At 42.5% G+C, this 16,858-nt stretch carries 12 protein-coding genes and 1 pseudogene; 11 read left to right on the forward strand and 2 right to left on the reverse strand.

Features of this window, described 5'->3' with window-relative positions:
* Positions 1-520: 520 nt before the first annotated feature.
* Both AC5590_RS02625 and AC5590_RS02630 read right to left on the reverse strand, forming a co-directional pair.
* Positions 521-1,072 carry a hypothetical protein gene (locus AC5590_RS02625; RefSeq protein ID WP_169268147.1) on the reverse strand — a complete coding sequence of 184 codons (552 nt, stop codon included), beginning with the start codon at positions 1,070-1,072 and terminating at the stop codon, positions 521-523.
* Between the two features lie 158 nt (positions 1,073-1,230).
* Positions 1,231-1,354: pseudogene (locus AC5590_RS02630) on the reverse strand (IS982 family transposase); the annotation flags it as partial.
* Positions 1,355-1,557: 203 nt separating this feature from the next.
* Here AC5590_RS02630 and AC5590_RS02635 point away from each other — a divergent pair.
* From AC5590_RS02635 to AC5590_RS02685, 11 genes are all read left to right on the forward strand, one after another.
* Positions 1,558-2,142 (forward strand): CIA30 family protein, encoded by a 585-nt coding sequence (locus tag AC5590_RS02635; protein ID WP_169268148.1) that lies wholly within the window; start codon positions 1,558-1,560, stop codon positions 2,140-2,142.
* 351 nt (positions 2,143-2,493) lie between these two features.
* Entirely contained in the window at positions 2,494-4,719 is a 2,226-nt protein-coding gene (locus AC5590_RS02640; RefSeq protein WP_169268149.1) for an FdhF/YdeP family oxidoreductase, read from the forward strand.
* A 206-nt stretch (positions 4,720-4,925) separates the two neighbouring features.
* Positions 4,926-5,777, forward strand: a complete 852-nt coding sequence (gene fdhD, locus AC5590_RS02645) for a formate dehydrogenase accessory sulfurtransferase FdhD (protein ID WP_169268150.1) — start codon at positions 4,926-4,928, stop codon at positions 5,775-5,777.
* Positions 5,778-5,799: 22 nt separating this feature from the next.
* Entirely contained in the window at positions 5,800-6,171 is a 372-nt protein-coding gene (locus AC5590_RS02650; protein ID WP_169268151.1) for a VOC family protein, read from the forward strand.
* A gap of 427 nt (positions 6,172-6,598) precedes the next feature.
* Positions 6,599-7,480: a ribosome biogenesis GTPase YlqF gene (gene ylqF / locus AC5590_RS02655; protein WP_169268152.1), complete on the forward strand. Its 882-nt coding sequence runs from the start codon at positions 6,599-6,601 to the stop codon at positions 7,478-7,480.
* Positions 7,481-7,658: 178 nt separating this feature from the next.
* Complete coding sequence (locus tag AC5590_RS02660; RefSeq protein ID WP_169268153.1) at positions 7,659-9,263, forward strand: adenylate/guanylate cyclase domain-containing protein; 1,605 nt, start codon at positions 7,659-7,661, stop codon at positions 9,261-9,263.
* 371 nt (positions 9,264-9,634) lie between these two features.
* Positions 9,635-11,002, forward strand: coding sequence for an NAD-dependent succinate-semialdehyde dehydrogenase (locus AC5590_RS02665; RefSeq protein WP_169268154.1), 1,368 nt, complete (start codon positions 9,635-9,637; stop codon positions 11,000-11,002).
* 48 nt (positions 11,003-11,050) lie between these two features.
* Positions 11,051-12,694, forward strand: a complete 1,644-nt coding sequence (locus AC5590_RS02670) for an acetolactate synthase large subunit (protein WP_169268155.1) — start codon at positions 11,051-11,053, stop codon at positions 12,692-12,694.
* A 222-nt stretch (positions 12,695-12,916) separates the two neighbouring features.
* Positions 12,917-14,284 (forward strand): ATP-binding protein, encoded by a 1,368-nt coding sequence (locus AC5590_RS02675; RefSeq protein WP_248277394.1) that lies wholly within the window; start codon positions 12,917-12,919, stop codon positions 14,282-14,284.
* A gap of 4 nt (positions 14,285-14,288) precedes the next feature.
* Positions 14,289-14,900 carry a hypothetical protein gene (locus tag AC5590_RS02680; protein ID WP_169268156.1) on the forward strand — a complete coding sequence of 204 codons (612 nt, stop codon included), beginning with the start codon at positions 14,289-14,291 and terminating at the stop codon, positions 14,898-14,900.
* Positions 14,901-15,268: 368 nt separating this feature from the next.
* Positions 15,269-16,789: an AAA family ATPase gene (locus tag AC5590_RS02685; RefSeq protein ID WP_211178711.1), complete on the forward strand. Its 1,521-nt coding sequence runs from the start codon at positions 15,269-15,271 to the stop codon at positions 16,787-16,789.
* Positions 16,790-16,858 lie beyond the last annotated feature (69 nt).

Below are 16,858 nucleotides of genomic sequence, written 5' to 3' on the forward strand. Positions count from 1 at the left end.
TGCGGAGTTAGCCGCAAGGACAATGGTACAGCGACGCAATATTAGTTATGCAACTGTGACTACTGAAGATACTAAGGCTTGGGATACTTTCATGTCCCTTGTTGCTACTACCGGGACTTAAACATTTTTGAGGACAAAACAAACCTCAAACCTATACAAGGTAGGGAAAATACACTTAGGTTGAAACCATAATCAAAAGTTACAGAAGCATATGTTCTGGGCTAATCTTCACTTGATTATCATTATCAAAAAGTTTGTGAGTAGCTATGCTTACCCCCTTCACCAACCACTTTTGACCCATTCGTGAGAGGTTAAGGTCGGATACCCTTTGTCAATAAGCAATAATACTCAAATTAAGGCTAAAAAGCGGGGTTAGAACACAATTTTTGAGTAGGCGATCGCGTAATCTGGATACGCATCATTCATTCTTGACCTATAAGTCCAGTACAAGAGTTAACTTAATACCTCCGCTTTTTCCAAAATTTCAGCATAATTTCTAATTGACAAAATTAAAATTATCTTATATCTTACGGATGACCTTTGGAATTTCTTTCTCGATGACCTTTGGAATTTCTTTCTCGATGACCAGAACTGCTTTCTGGATGACCTTTGGAATTTCTTTCTCCACAGACTTGAGAATTTCATTGCCCTGTAAATTCGGTAAATTTATTTTGTAGTTGTATATCACTACTATGAGCTTGCCGCTTTTCGATTTTATGATGCGGACAGGGTGCGATTTTATCATCTTTGTGGTGATGTTACCTTTTGAATGAAAACTATGATGAACTTTTAAAACTCGTTGGGGCATAGAATTGCAGAAGTCATCCTTGTCTGAAGATCTTGGGATTTGCCCATCATCAAGACATAACTCATGCCAAGATGCTTGTATCTCCTCTGTTATCTTCTGCCGTTGGTCGTCATTTAGACCATTCTTTTCAAGGATAGTAAGAGTTTTATCAGATAATTGTGGGCTTGTTTGCGGTTGACGATCGCCAGCAAAGGTAATCTGAGGAATAGATACTGTTGTGATTAAGACAAAGGTACTTATTAATCCGCTTAATTTATTTTTCATATAGAGATTAGTTCTAAACGCTGATTTATAAGAATGGCTGGCTGAAAACCTTTGAGAGACTGCTACGTAGTTGCGTTTTCGTGCCTTAAACAAGGGATGAAAGCCGTCAGTATAGCCTAATGGTTATAGTTATATCTATAATTGACGCGATGTGCGACTTAATGTTCCCTAACAAGTTCGTCGAACTGAAGAGGGTTACAATTGTGGCGATTAAGCCAAAAAACAGACGGTATGAGCTAAAATCTTACGATTGAGACGACTGGTGAGATGCCATATATTTCTGAAGAGGTCGGATAAGAGAAGATACATCACTGTACCTTTGAGCTTCACCGAACGTCCGAAGTCCTCCGGCTTATCGCTCGCTTGGACGACATTGGGGATTTGGCAAGACGGTTTGCCGCCATGTTATGAACAAGTGGTAGCAATATTGTATAATTCTTCACATGAAAAAAAAGTTAGTTGTAGCCTCTATTCTTCTTTGTCTAATGAACTCTTCTTTGGCAAGCGCAGAAGTTAATCATTTTGAAGACCCCAGAGTGACGCTCTCAACTGTTGAGGCAGATTGGTCGATCAAGACTGATAAAACTGAAAGACCGCAAGTTGGTGCTAGCGTTGCAACATTGCTCAAAGCTGAAAAGGAATTACAATTTCAGGGTACACTGGCTGCTATTGAGGGTAACGGGGGACTTGTCGGGTTTGCGTTTGTAGAAACACCTTTATCCCAAGATTTGAGCCAATACAAATACATAGAATTCTACGCTAAGTCTAAAGAAGCCAGAGTCGTTTATACGCTAACACTCAAAGACGAGCAAACTCAGCAGGACGCTGGAACTCTCACATTTGAGCAAGAGTTTGTTGTTGGGACAGAGTGGACAAAAGTGAAGTTGCCTTTGAGTGAGTTTCAACCAAAAATTCGTGGGAGACTTGTAGATAGCTTTCAATTGGATCTTAAGCAGGTGCGATCGCTTTCTTTTCAAATCAATCGCAGCCAGCAGGAACCAGATTCACCCATTCCACTTGAGTTTGCTTTAGATGTGGGTTCAGAGGTTTTGGTCACAAATCAAGAATAAAGTCAAAACTTGGTTGAATATTTGCTTTAGTTGCTGGTACTTCCTCAAGCTTCTGATAATCGGTCTTGACAAGACAGACATATAATAGTAAGTGCGTCAACGAGTACATACTCATACGCGCGTTGCATTCATGACTTACACCCTCTGGGTTCGCCAGTCGCCTGACGCCACATTCTTCAACGGGGGGAACCCCCGCACAGAAGTGGCTCCGGAGGGAAACCCTCCCGCAGCGCTGGTCTCACCTCACTCCCGCCCTGACGGGCACCCCTCTCCTTATTAAGGAGAGGAGGATAAGGTGAGGTTATTGAGCCGCAACTTGGTATCAGCTAATAGTTTCTGCGCTCCTTCATTATGTTGCCTAAACCCAAAAAGCATTGGACACCCTCACATTGGGCAAGTTGGAAGCCCTTTGGTATTGGCGAGCAATATCCAAATAACTACTGGGAAGTTTTTCGTGCCATTTGGCTATCTCGTCACAAGTTGCTTTATGCGTGGAACATCCTGAATAAGGGTGTTTGTGATGGTTGGGCTTTGGGGGCAACCGGGATGAAAGATTGGACAGTAGATGGAATTCATGTCTGCAATGTCCGATTGCGGCTTTTGCAGATGAACACAATGCCAGCTTTTGACCCTGCAATTTTGGCGGATGTCTCTGCGTTGCAGACAAAAAAGAGTGCTGAACTACGCGAGTTGGGACGGCTTCCTTACCCAATGATCCGCCAGAGTGGGGAAAAAGGCTTTCGCCGAGTTAACTGGGATGAGGCATTGGAAGCGATCGCCAGTCGCATTAGCGCCACGACGCCAGACCGCTTAAGCTTTTATATTACCAGCAGAGGCACCGTCAACGAAACATACTACGCTACTCAAAAAGCTGTGCGGGCGATGGGAACCAACAATATTGACAACGCCGCCCGTATCTGTCATTCTCCTAGTACCGCTGGTTTAAAAGGTGCAATCGGTGCTGCTGCAACCACCTGCTCTTACAAAGACTGGATTGGCACAGATTTATTAGTTTTCATTGGTTCAAACGTCGCCAATAATCAACCTGTCACCGTTAAGTATCTGCACAATGCCAAGAAGGCAGGTACAAGAATAGTCGTGATTAATACCTACCGCGAGCCAGGGATGGAGCGATACTGGGTTCCCTCAATTCCAGAAAGTGCCTTGTTTGGTACTAAGTTTGCTGAAGATTTCTTTTTGGTAAACATGGGCGGGGACATGGCATTTTTGAATGGTACAATCAAGCATATGATTGCCAACGGGTGGGTAGATGAGTCGTTTATCAACCGCTACACTGCTGGATTTGATGAGCTTAAAGCTTTCCTTGAAACTCAATCTTGGGAAAAGTTAGAGCAGCTTTCAGGAGCGAAGCGCGATGAAATGTATGCTTTTGCCAAAATGGTTGGAGAAGCAAATAAAGCTGTCTTCGTCTGGAGCATGGGTATTACCCAGCATGAGTGTGGCGAAGACAACGTGCGAGCTATTATTAACTTGGCTCTTACCAAAGGTTTTGTTGGTCGGGAAGGTTGCGGTTTGATGCCCATTCGCGGTCACTCTGGGGTACAAGGTGGTGCAGAGATGGGATGTTACGCCACAGTCTTTCCTGGTGGTAAGCCTATTATCCCAGAAAATGCTGCTCAGTTGAGTAAGCTTTGGGGCTTTGATGTGCCAGTCACAAAAGGTTTGATTGCTCCAGAAATGATTCATGCAGCATCTGAGAGACAGTTAGACGTGTTGTTCTCCGTAGGTGGGAATTTCTTGGAGGTTTTGCCAGAACCTGATTATGTAGAAGATGCCTTGAAGCGAGTACCGATGCGAGTACACATGGATATTGTTCTTTCTAGCCAAATGCTTGTGGAACCAACAGATACTGTGGTGCTGTTACCTGCAACAACTCGCTACGAAATACCAGGGGGAGTCACAGAAACCAGCACTGAACGCCGAGTCATTTTTAGCCCAGAAATTCCAGGTCCCCGTATTGGGGAGGCGCGTCCAGAGTGGGAAGTGTTTATGGAATTGGCAAGGCGGGTGCGTCCTGAGTTGGCAGACAAGTTGACTTTTGTTGATACTACTGCTATCCGTCAAGAAATTGCCCAAGTTGTCCTGCAATACGCTGGAATTCAACACCTCAAGGAAGCAGGCGACCAGTTTCAGTATAGTGGTTCACATTTGTGCTTTGGCTGGAATTTTCCAACTGCTGATGGTAAAGCTCATTTTGCGGTGGTGTCTCGTGGAGAGCGAGAATTACCAGAAGGTTGCTTCCTAGTAGCTACGCGTCGAGGTAAGCAGTTTAATTCTATGGTACAAGAGCGTAAGGATGCGATTACAGGGGCAGTACGCGAGGCGGTTTTTATCAATGAGGTAGATGCCAAACACTTTGGATTGAATGATGGTGATGTAGTTATTCTGACAAACGAGCTTGGTAATTTAAAAGGAAAAGTTTACACAGCACCCATTAAACCAGGAAATTTGCAGGTACATTGGCCCGAGGGGAATGTGTTGCTGGATAAAAGTAAGCGATCGCGTGAAGGAGTGCCAGATTATAATGCTGTGGTGCGTTTGGAAAAGGTTGATTAGTGAGTCAGACATGCCGGATTTTAGATTTCTTCATAGAAGAAATTCCCAGAGAAGTTCCATGCGCGGGTTAAGTGCGCCGTTGGAAACTTCGCCAGACGAGTCACCTTTTTAAATTTTGGATTTTGAACCTTTAAATCCAAAATTCAAAATCTAAAATTTGGTCAGGGAGTTTGTGGGAACTTGTGTACATATGGAGAGATGGAAGCATGAAAACGCAAACTGGTAGTAAAAGCAAAGCTACTGTCTGGGTAGTAGAAAAAGGTCAAGTACGCCCTCGACAAGACCAACTAACTACAGAAGAACCCTTGGAAATTCGGCTAGTCTCTCCTGAAAAAACAATCGCTATTACCATGCGAACACCAGGGGCAGATTTTGAACTTGCTGCTGGTTTTCTTTACAGTGAGGGGGTTATTAGTTGTAAAGAAGATATCCAACGCATGAGTTACTGCGTGGATAAATCTGTAGATATTGAGCAACGCTACAACATTGTGAATGTTACCCTTGGAGAGGGTTTGAATCCAGATTTACAGCCTTTGGAAAGACATTTTTATACAACAAGTGCCTGTGGAGTTTGTGGTAAGGCAAGTCTAGAGGCTTTGCGTTTACGAGGTTGTCCGGTTATTCTTCCACAACCCATTGTAACTGCTGAGATGATTTATGATTTACCAGATAAGCTGCGGGCGGCTCAAGGTATATTTAAGGCTACAGGAGGTTTGCACGCTGCGGCTTTGTTTGATGCCCAAGGACAGCTGCTGAATTTGCATGAAGACGTGGGGCGTCACAATGCTTTGGATAAATTAATAGGTTCAGCATTGCTGAGTGAGCAGTTACCCTTAAGCGATCATATCGTCATGGTAAGCGGACGCTCTAGCTTTGAGATTTTGCAAAAGTCTACAGCGGCTGGTGTTCCCATTGTTTGTTCTGTTTCAGCCCCTAGTAGTTTAGCAGTGTCTGTAGCAAAAGAATTTGGGATTACTCTAATTGGATTTTTGCGAGGGGAACGGTTCAATGTCTACACTGGTTTTGAGAGAATAAACGTTTATAAAAACAAGGGATAGCAATGAACGAGTTTAAAATACGATGACTTTTCAATACACTGATGCATTCATTGCTCTGGCAACTTTTGATCTAGAAAACTTGGTTGGTTTCTATACCCAATTTCTCAGTATAGAACCAACTACCTACATCCCAAATATTTATGCTGAGTTGCGACTTCCAAGTTTAAAATTAGGTATTTTTCAACCAAAACAAACTCATTTTTCGGAATTTGAACATTCAGCTAAAAGTAAGATGAGTTTGTGTTTAGAGGTGAGTGATTTAGAAAGTGTTATTGCTCACCTGAGTGTATTGGGGTATTCACCACCCGGAGAGATTATCACTGCTTCTCACGGTAAGGAAATTTACGCTTATGACCCTGATGGTAACAGAATAATTATACATCAGTCAAAGTAAATACGCCCTTTGCTACTGTATGCCTAAAATTTTATAAGAAGGCTCTTACAAACGTTAATGTCATGAAATTCCAACGATACACTAACACAAATATACAGCGATGATAGATCTGTGTTAATCTGTGTGCATCTGTGGTTTGTAACACTTATCAGTTATCAGTTAGCAGTCATGAATTTTATCACTTGGATAAAGACCTGTCCACCAAATCGTGGAATGCGTTGGTCGCGGGTCGGGCATCTTCCACTACACGCCTCTTAACTGCGTCGTTAGCTGTTCATTATTTTAATATTCTTATATTCAGTTTTCTTCAGTGATAGGTTACAATTTGCTAACACAACCTACAGATTTCATTTCATCAGTTTGCCAGTCAATAATCAACAGTCCTTCGTCATTTGACAAAGGACAAAGAACCAAGGACACATAATAAATGTCAATAACTCAAAACTATAAATTAAACATTATTCAATGGTACCCAGGACACATCGCTAAAGCTGAAAAAAAATTAACAGAATATCTCAAGCTTGTTGATGTCGTACTGGAAGTACGCGACGCCCGTATTCCCTTGGCAACACACCATCCCCGAATAGGAGAATGGGTGACAGGTAAAACACGGGTATTAGTACTAAACCGAGTCGATATGATTTTGCCTCAAGTCCAGCAAGTGTGGACAAAGTGGTTCAAGAGTCAGGGGGAACTACCTTATTTTACCAATGCTCAACAAGGTAAAGGGGTGGGTGCGGTGTTAAAAGCGGCACAAGCGGCTGGAGTTGCGATTAATGAACGTCGGAACAGTCGCGGGATGTTACCTCGTCCAGTCCGTGCTGTGGTAATTGGCTTTCCCAATGTTGGTAAATCAGCTTTGATCAACCGTCTGTTGAAACGGCGAGTGGTGGAAAGTGCAGCGCGTCCTGGGGTAACTCGCCAACTCCGTTGGGTGCGAATTTCTGAGGAATTAGAATTGCTGGATGCCCCTGGTGTTATTCCTCTTAAGTTGGAAAATCAAGAAGCAGCTTTGAAGTTAGCCATTTGTGACGATATCGGTGACGCATCTTACGACAATCAAATAGTCGCAGCAACTTTAGTAGATATCTTGAAAAATCTCCGAGTTAATACGGCTGATTTTATACCAGATAATCCGTTAGAATCACGTTACAAACTTGACCCGACTCCCCTAAGCGGAGAAGAATATATGTTTGCTTTAGCAGAGTATCGCTATAAAGGTGATGTGGAAAAAACTGCACGTAGCCTACTAACAGATTTTCGTAAGGGTTTGCTAGGTGAAATTCCTTTAGAGTTACCACCTGGATAAGGAGTAGGGCGAGATGTTGAGTATAGTCGCGAGGAATTCATGGGTTGGGTAATCTATTTGTGGTCGTTGGAATCCTATTGAGAGTGTAATCAAGAAAAAGTGAAAGGTAACCCTGAGTATATCCTTTGCTTTCGCAATGGTGGCATTCTCTGCGTCCAGAATGGATTTTATAGAAATCATGACTAAACTGAAACTGCGCCTAAAAGAGGATAATTCTGAAAAAACCGTCACAGTGCATCAAGATGTTTTTACTATCGGTCGTTTGCCACAATGTGATTTATACTTACTCTCCGGAGGAGTTTCACGTTACCACGCCCGCATTATAAAAAGTCCTTGCGATACGTGGACTGTTGAGGATTTGGGCAGCAAAAACGGGACTCAATTAAACGAACATCTGATTAGTTCTCCTCAACAGTTGCAAGACGGCGATATTATTTGGGTTGGGGATGTGTGTCTGAAAATCGTGTTGAGTTCTATTGACTCATCAATATTCAGTCAGGGAGTTGTCTCCCCAGGAATAACAATTCTTCGCGACGTTGAACAATTGCAACAGCAATGGATTCTCGCTGATAATGTCTATGGTGATATTGGCGTCAAAGACAAAACGATCGCCCGCCTGAAAGACTTAGTCAATATAGCTAAAAATCTATCTGCAGCAGCTTCAATTAAGGAAATTTTCTCTCAAGTTCAGGAAGTGGTGTTTCGTTACCTTAATAGTATTGATCGTTTGGGATTATTAATTGATGTTAGTGGATCTGGCAAACTAGAACTATTAAACGCTGCTACCAGAGATATCTCTTACCAAGAATATCTGCCAAGTGATGGCAGTTGGATTAGTCGTAGTATATGTCAAAAAGTCTTCGAGGAAAAAGTTGCTATTCAAACTGCTGATGCTCAAAATGATGAAAGGTTTGCAGGTGAAAATAGTCTTTTAGTCAAAGGTATTCGTAGCGCGATGGCGGTGCCTTTATGGGATGAAAATAAGGTTGTTGGTGTTCTCTACGCTGATGCTCATTTGTCTTCTCACCATTGGGCAGAAGAAGGTGAAGAAGAATTGAGCTTTTTTTCTGCCTTAGCAAATCTTGTCGCTTCTAGTGTACAACGTTGGCTCTTAGCCGAGAAACTCAAAAGCGAAGAGCTGATTCGCCGAAGACTCGAACGCTATCATTCACCAGCAGTTGTACAGCAATTGATCGCTGTTGGTGCATTGCCAAATGGACGTTTACCTCCACAAGAAAGTGAAATTAGTATCTTGTTTGCTGATTTGGTCGGTTTTACGGCAATTTCTGAAAGACTCTCACCAACTCACATTGCTGACTTGCTCAATAATTTATTTGAGGAGATGTTGCAAGAGGTGTTTGCTGGCGGTGGCACTTTGGATAAGTATATTGGTGATTGTATTATGGCATTTTTTGGTGCCCCGGAACCACAACCCGATCATGCCGATCGCGCTGTCACTGCTGCTATGGGTATGTTAACTCGTCTGGAACATCTTAATGCAAAAAATTTTTGGACAGAACCACTACAATTGCGAATAGCTATTAACAGTGGTAAGGCTGTAGTTGGAGATGTAGGTAGTTCCCAAAGAGTTGAGTATACAGCATTAGGAGCCACAATTAATCTGGCTGCACGGATGGAAGCAATTTGCCCACCAGGTGAATGTGTTGTCAGTGAAGATACTTACACAATACTGTCACAACCCTCCAGCTTCTTAGAAATGGGAGATTATCGCTTCAAAGGTATCAATCGATTAGTCAAGATTTATCGAACAAAAATGCACTAATCAAAGATTTTTGGCTAAAAAATCAAAAAATCCGCTGATTACAGTTATCATTATACGTTTAAGAGTTATTATGACTTAATTTTATAATCCAAACCTAAAAAAGATATTAAATTTGAAATTTATTTTTCCTCACAGTGGTACATCCTGTTACAATCAACCAGGGTCAATGAAATGCATACTCGCTTAGTGTAGATTGTAAGCATAAATACATACGCAATATGTATAGCTTGTTTCAATTTGAATGGAAAAATTTTAATATAAGTAAAGTAAGCATTTTTTGAAAGACTACAATTTGAAATGTAGCTTCCATAAAAGGTGTCTGCAACGTATGGATGCTAACTTAAGTAAATTTTCAACGGGGAGGTCAGGGTATGGCTATCGCCACAATTAATCCTGCAACTGGAGAGTTGCTGAAAACTTTTGAGCCATTAAACGATGCAGAAATTGCTGAGAAACTAGATTTGGCACAACAGGCTTTTGAGAAGTACCAGAAAATTTCTTTTCAAGAACGTTCTGTTTGGATGCAAAAAGCTGCTGACATTTTAGACCAAGAAAAAGCAGATTTTGCCAAGATTATGACGCTGGAGATGGGCAAGCCTTTCAAAGCGGCGATCGCCGAAGTAGAAAAATCTGCCCACGTCTGTCGTTACTACGCTGAACACGCTACAGAATTCCTAGCTGATGTTAGTGTAAAAACCGATGCAAGCCATAGTTTTGTAAAATACCAACCACTAGGCATTATTCTCGCAGTCATGCCGTGGAATTTTCCCTTTTGGCAAGTGTTCCGATTTGTCGCACCTGCACTAATGGCTGGAAATGTTGGATTACTCAAACACGCTTCCAACGTTCCCCAGTGTGCTTTGGCAATAGAAGAAATTATACAAAGAGCAGGTTTCCCAACAGGCGTATTTCAAACTCTATTGATAGGTGCTGCCAAAGTTGCTGACTTGATGAGTGATGATCGAGTTAAAGCAGCTACATTGACAGGAAGCGAACCAGCAGGCGCAAGTTTGGCCGCAGCCTCAGGAAAACAAATTAAAAAAACCGTCCTAGAATTAGGAGGAAGTGATCCATTCATTGTATTGGAAAGTGCAGACCTAGAAGCAGCAGTTACCACCGCAACAACAGCGCGAATGTTGAATAACGGACAATCATGTATTGCAGCAAAACGTTTTATTGTTGTTGAGACAATAGCAGACAAGTTTGAAAAGCTACTATTAGAGAAATTTCAAGCGCTGAAAATTGGCGATCCGATGGAAAGCGAAACTGACTTGGGTCCATTGGCAACTCCTGATATTATCAAAGACTTAGACCAGCAGGTACAAGTCGGTGTCAAGAATGGGGCAAAAGTTTTAACAGGTGGACATGCTTTATCAGATCGTCCTGGTAACTACTATCCACCAACCATTCTCACGGATATTTCCCCAGATAATCCAGTAGCGCAAGAAGAATTTTTTGGTCCGGTGGCGATGTTATTTCGTGTACCGGATATTGACGCAGCGATAAAAATCGCAAACGCCACACCATTTGGCTTAGGCGCGAGTGCTTGGACAACCAACTCCCAAGAACGCGATCGCCTGATCGAAGAAATCGAAGCAGGTTCGGTATTTATCAACGGTATGGTAAAGTCCGATCCCCGCTTACCCTTTGGTGGAATCAAGCGTTCTGGATATGGCAGGGAACTGAGTATCCAAGGTATACATGAGTTCGTCAATGTGAAAACTGTGTGGGTGAAATAATCAAACCACATCAGGTGCAATCAACCCAGAGGAACAATAAGAGGAGATATGAACACAGCTGAATTACTCGTACAGTGTTTGGAAAATGAAGGAGTGCAATACGTTTTCGGACTCCCTGGGGAAGAAAATCTACACGTTTTAGAAGCGCTGAAACATTCTTCCATTCAGTTTATTACCACCCGTCACGAACAAGGTGCAGCATTCATGGCAGATGTCTACGGACGTCTGACAGGAAAAGCAGGAGTTTGTCTTTCGACTCTTGGTCCTGGGGCAACAAACTTGATGACTGGGGTAGCAGATGCTAACCTTGATGGTGCCCCTTTGGTAGCAATCACTGGGCAAGTCGGTACAGATAGAATGCACATCGAATCTCATCAATATTTAGATTTAGTGGCGATGTTTGCCCCAGTGACAAAGTGGAATAAACAGATTGTCCGCCCCAGTATCACACCAGAACTTGTGCGCAAAGCATTTAAGCGGGCACAAAGTGAAAAACCAGGTGCAGTTCACATTGATTTGCCAGAAAATATTGCTGCCATGCCCGCAGAAGGCTATCCCTTGCGTAAAGATAACATTGAAAAAACCTTCGCTTCTTTTGCAAGTATTAGGGCAGCAGCCGCAGCAATTTCCCAAGCAGTGAACCCAATTATTTTAGTTGGTAATGGGGCAATTCGCGACCAAGCAAGCGATGCCGTCACACAATTTGCCAGTCAGATGAACATTCCTGTTGTTAACACTTTCATGGGCAAAGGTGTGATTCCCTACACTCATTCCTTGGCTTTGTGGTCAGTAGGATTGCAACAGCGAGATTTCATTACCTGTGGTTTTGATAGCACAGATTTAGTGATTGCCATTGGCTACGATTTGATTGAGTTTTCCCCTAAAAAATGGAATCCCGATGGCAGAATTCCTATTATTCATGTAGGCGTAACCCCCGCAGAAATCGATAGTAGTTATATCCCTAATGTTGAAGTCGTAGGCAATATTTCTGATTCTTTGTTTGAAATCTTAAAGTTTGCAGATCGGGACGGTAAGCCTAATCCTCATGCTATCAGCCTACGAACAAATATTCGTGCTGACTACGAAGAATATGCCAATGATGACGGGTTTCCCATTAAGCCTCAAAAGTTAATTTATGACTTGCGACAAGTGATGGGACCAGAAGATATCGTCATCTCAGACGTAGGCGCACATAAAATGTGGATTGCCCGTCATTATCACTGCCATAGTCCTAATACTTGCATTATATCCAATGGCTTTGCTGCTATGGGTATTGCTATTCCGGGTGCTGTAGCCGCAAAACTCGTGCATCCCAACCGCAAAGTTATTGCTGCAACAGGCGATGGTGGTTTTATGATGAATTGCCAGGAATTAGAAACAGCTTTACGTGTTGGTACACCCTTTGTTACCCTTATTTTCAATGATGGTGGCTACGGTTTAGTTGAGTGGAAGCAAGAAAATTACTTCGGCAAAGGCAGATCATCTTTCGTGCATTTTGGCAACCCCGATTTTGTAAAATTTGCTGAAAGCATGGGTCTAAAAGGTTACCGTGTTGAATCGGTTACTGATTTCGTTCCTATCCTGAAAGAGGCTTTGGCACAGGATGTTCCAGCAGTGATAGATTGTCCTGTTGACTACCGGGAGAATGCACGTTTCTCCAGAAAAGCCGTTGAGTTGAATTGTACGGTGTAGGAAATGAGGAGTGAAAAGTTGGGAGTTTAAGAGCTTTTAACTCCTAACTCTTCATTTTTTTTACCCTAGCTTTGTGGTAGAAAAATTATTTTGGAACCACAAAGACATAAAAGATATAAAAATTTCTATCAGAAGTCTACAAATTTCCTTTAAGTCCTCTGTGCTTAGTGTAGTTTTTTAAGAAAAACCGCTATACTCTAAGCAGTTTCTCGACGACTGGTGATGGCGCGATCGCTGAGAATTGCCTTACAGCACATTGCAACAATTCAGTCAGTTCTAAAAGAGAATGGCTATCCTAGCCAACAAGCTCTAGCTGTGGAACTAAAAATATCTTTATCCACTGTCAAAAATTTTTTCAGTGGTCAATTTATTGATTGTCTGAATTTTATCAGAATTAGCCAGAAATTAAACCTAGAATGGCGAGCGATCGCACATAGAGAACTGGAAACTCAACCTCAAGGATTGAGCGCTGAGCAATACTATCGCTTGGAGAAGAAACGAGACACGCTTCAACAAGAGTGGAATATTCGGACCGAGAAAGTCGGGCGTATACGGGAAAGCTTGGCGATTGAAACTAATGCAGCAGAGAAGTTTAAATTAGGACAGACGTTGTTATATGATGAAGCTGAAGTAGAGTGTCTTGAACATGAGCTAAGTGAAATTGAAGCAGCGCTGGAAAGTCCTCCACTCAAGAAAAAAATAGTTGAGAAAAAACAACCGCCTCCACCTAAACCAAAAACTGAGGAAACCTCACCTTTCATCACTGGTTCACCCATCACCCATCCTCGCTACTTTTTTGGACGACAAAAAGAACTCAAACGCCTTTTCGACTTACTCAAACGCTATCCCCTGCAAAACGCTGCAATTATCGGTAAGCGGCGCATTGGCAAAACTTCTCTACTACACTACCTGAAAAATATCACCACCACTCCACTAGAACAGTTGCGTTCTGGTCAAAAGTACGACTGGCTACCGCATCCAGAAAATCATAAGTGGATATTCGTAGACTTCCAAGACCCGCGCATGGCAGGTAGAGAAAGGTTATTGAGCTATATCCTCGAATGCCTGAGTTTAAAAGTGCCAACACCTTGTAATTTGGATTACTTCATGGATATAGTCAGCGATAATCTACATTCGCCCACAGTCATCTTACTGGATGAAATTGGCGTTGGCTTACAACGCTGTCCAGAATTAGATGATGGGTTTTGGGAGAGTTTGCGCTCATTAGCGACTAACCACACAAGCGGAAATCTGGCGTTTGTCTTAGCTACCCATGAGTCACCCATTGAACTTGCTCGCAATACAGGGCATAGTTCGCCTTTCTTCAATATTTTCGGTTATACCGCAACTTTGGGAGCGCTGACTGAGACAGAAGCACGGGAATTGATTGCTAGTTCACCTATTATTTTCGCTAAGGAAGATGTAGAGTGGATTTTGCAACAAAGTCAATGCTTACCACTCTTGCTGCAAATACTTTGTCGAGAAAGATTATTTAATCTAGAAGATGGGGAGACTGATGATTGGTGTGAGGAGGGATTGCGACAGATAAAACCATTTGCTCATTTGTTGGAAAGAAACAGGGAGAGGTGAAAAAATGCCTTTTAGTAGCTACAAGAGTATTGGGGCTGTTGCTAAAGAATTTCAGATTAAGTATGTGCGGGATAATTTTATTATTGAAACAGAATTTTTCATCAGTGATACTTTTCGTCAAGAATTAGATTTAATTTTCAACGAGGGAGTTTTTGATAATTCCGAGATTGCGATTTGCGAGAATATCATTTATCCGATTTTGAAAGAAGTTTGGAAAGCTTATCGGAGTAACTTTCTTCTCTGGAGTCATCAAACATTGATTTATGATGAAAAATTGTGTGGGGTTCCTGATTACATAGTGGCAAAGCGATCGCCCCTTGGGACAGTAGTTTTTGACAAGCCATATTTCGTATTAGTTGAGGCAAAGAAAGAAAGCGATTTTACTGAAGGCTGGGGACAGTGTTTGGCAGAAATGTTGGCAGTGCAACGGCTGAATAATGAGCCAGAACAAACTATCTTTGGAATTGTTTCTAATGGGGCAGTCTGGCAGTTCGGCAAGCTAATTTTAGATATTTTTACACAAAATAAAACTTTTTATACAATTCAGGATTTGGAGCGGCTGTTTGCAGCGGTTAATTATGTTTTTCAACAGTGTGATTTGCAATTGGATAAGTAATGATAAAAATTTCAGTTTGTTAACTAATGGAGAATTATCTATGAAAAGCGTCACAAGGCTTGGATTTTTTCGGATACTTGACACATAAGCCCTTAGCCTTCTTGATAGAAAGTTGATTTTATTGAGAATGAAAACGTAGCTTTGAGGCTTTGGTATTGGGAGAGCGATTGCCCAAGGGGCAATCGCTCTCCCAAATGTTAAGAAAAATCCGGGTAATGGATAGCTTGTAGTATAAAATATAGTGTTCTATTTTTTTTGATAAAAAACCTACAGGCACTAAATCTAGTCTATTGCGTTGACATTCTGCTTTTTGGGATGAATGGCAGCGCATACCTCTAATGTGCTTAGACAAGCACCTCATCATAGTAATGGAACGTAACCCAGTTGAGGTACAAGCTGCCATCAAATACCTGATTACCCGTAGTAAGCGGTGCATGATTCAATCTGCACGGATTGAACTGGATGCACGCAGGTTAGAACGCTGTGTTGATGTGGAAGCTATCCGTAACGTTCACCTCACACAAGTAGCTGTTGAACAACAGACTTTAGCGACCCCTTTGCTAAGCCTCTTCAGTAGTATTAGCCAAGATGTAGACGCTGCTCTCAATCAGCAGAGTACTTATAATCAACATCTTGCGCTCAGATCTGTTGGCCAGCGCTTAGATGCACAGTTACAACAGTTACAAATATTGCTCCGCAGTAGCGACAAATACACCCCCCGCTTCTACCCCATCGCCAAATATTGGCGTGAGATAGTGGATAATCATTTACAAGAACTTGCTGAAGCAGTCGAACTCGGGCAAGAAATTGACAATCCATACATTATTGGTATACCCCTAAATAACCAATTAGAAATCTTTATTGGACGTATTAGCATTGCATTACGTATTGAGCAATTACTACTAGATCGCCGTCGCCCACCCTTACTACTGTACGGTCAGCGGCGCATGGGCAAAACTTCCCTGCTCAACAACCTGGGACGCTTGCTACCTAATACCATCATTCCCATGTTTGTGGACTTGCAAGCAGCACCTTCATCAGCTAGTGACTATGCGGGTTTTCTCTACAACCTCGCTAGAGGGATGGTAAAATCAGCGAATACCCAAAGAGACTTGACCTTGCCACCCTTGACACGCGAAGCGGTAGCAACAGATCCATTCACCTGCTTTGATGAATGGCTTGATCAGGTAGAACAGGCACTAGAGCCGTATACCGCCTTGCTTGCCCTAGACGAGTTCGAGGTGCTAGACAGGGCTATATCCAAAGGACGCTTTGATGAGCAAGACGTTTTCGGAATGCTGCGTCACCTGATTCAACATCGTCCCTGGTTCAAAGTACTGCTGGCTGGCTCGCATACCATAGAAGAGTATCAGCGCTGGGCTAGCTACCTCATCAACGTCCAAGTGGTGCATATCAGCTACCTGAAAGAAGACGAAGCCCGTCAACTCATTGAGCATCCTGTCAAAGATTTTACCTTACGCTATGAACCTGATGCCGTGGAGCGAGTGCTACAACTTACCCGCTGTCACCCTTTCTTAGTACAATTGCTGTGTGGTGAAATTGTCGCCCTCAAAAACGAGCAAGACCCCTCAGTGCGACGATTAGCAACTTTAGCAGACGTGGAAGCTGCGGTTCCAGAAGCTTTGAATAGTGGCAGTTTATTTTTTGCAGATATTCAAAATAACCAAGTCGATGCTGCTGGGTTAGCTATCTTGAAGCACTTGGCAGCACAAGGAGAAGGGGCAATAGTTAGTAAAAATACTATATTAAAACAACTTCCTGATGTATCGGAAAGCGCTTTTAAACTCTTGTTACAACGCGAGTTGATTGAGGAAGTTGAGGACGGCTTTCGCTTCCAAGTGGAGTTGATTCGACGGTGGTTTGCTTAAATGTAGAGATGACTCTCTTTTCTTGGCGTTCTTGGCGACGCCAGTCGCCTACGGAGGGAAACCCTCCTG

The sequence above is a fragment of the Brasilonema octagenarum UFV-OR1 genome (assembly GCF_963888615.1).
Classification (GTDB): Bacteria; Cyanobacteriota; Cyanobacteriia; order Cyanobacteriales; family Nostocaceae; genus Brasilonema; species Brasilonema sennae.

What these genes read in the sequence shown, in the direction of transcription:
- AC5590_RS02625 (WP_169268147.1), bottom strand. Translation starts at nt 1,072, where the DNA reads ATGAAAAATAAATTAAGCGGATTAATAAGTACCTTTGTCTTAATCACA.
- AC5590_RS02635 (WP_169268148.1), top strand. Translation starts at nt 1,558, where the DNA reads ATGAACTCTTCTTTGGCAAGCGCAGAAGTTAATCATTTTGAAGACCCC.
- AC5590_RS02640 (WP_169268149.1), top strand. Translation starts at nt 2,494, where the DNA reads ATGTTGCCTAAACCCAAAAAGCATTGGACACCCTCACATTGGGCAAGT.
- fdhD (WP_169268150.1), top strand. Translation starts at nt 4,926, where the DNA reads ATGAAAACGCAAACTGGTAGTAAAAGCAAAGCTACTGTCTGGGTAGTA.
- AC5590_RS02650 (WP_169268151.1), top strand. Translation starts at nt 5,800, where the DNA reads ATGACTTTTCAATACACTGATGCATTCATTGCTCTGGCAACTTTTGAT.
- ylqF (WP_169268152.1), top strand. Translation starts at nt 6,599, where the DNA reads ATGTCAATAACTCAAAACTATAAATTAAACATTATTCAATGGTACCCA.
- AC5590_RS02660 (WP_169268153.1), top strand. Translation starts at nt 7,659, where the DNA reads ATGACTAAACTGAAACTGCGCCTAAAAGAGGATAATTCTGAAAAAACC.
- AC5590_RS02665 (WP_169268154.1), top strand. Translation starts at nt 9,635, where the DNA reads ATGGCTATCGCCACAATTAATCCTGCAACTGGAGAGTTGCTGAAAACT.
- AC5590_RS02670 (WP_169268155.1), top strand. Translation starts at nt 11,051, where the DNA reads ATGAACACAGCTGAATTACTCGTACAGTGTTTGGAAAATGAAGGAGTG.
- AC5590_RS02675 (WP_248277394.1), top strand. Translation starts at nt 12,917, where the DNA reads ATGGCGCGATCGCTGAGAATTGCCTTACAGCACATTGCAACAATTCAG.
- AC5590_RS02680 (WP_169268156.1), top strand. Translation starts at nt 14,289, where the DNA reads ATGCCTTTTAGTAGCTACAAGAGTATTGGGGCTGTTGCTAAAGAATTT.
- AC5590_RS02685 (WP_211178711.1), top strand. Translation starts at nt 15,269, where the DNA reads ATGGAACGTAACCCAGTTGAGGTACAAGCTGCCATCAAATACCTGATT.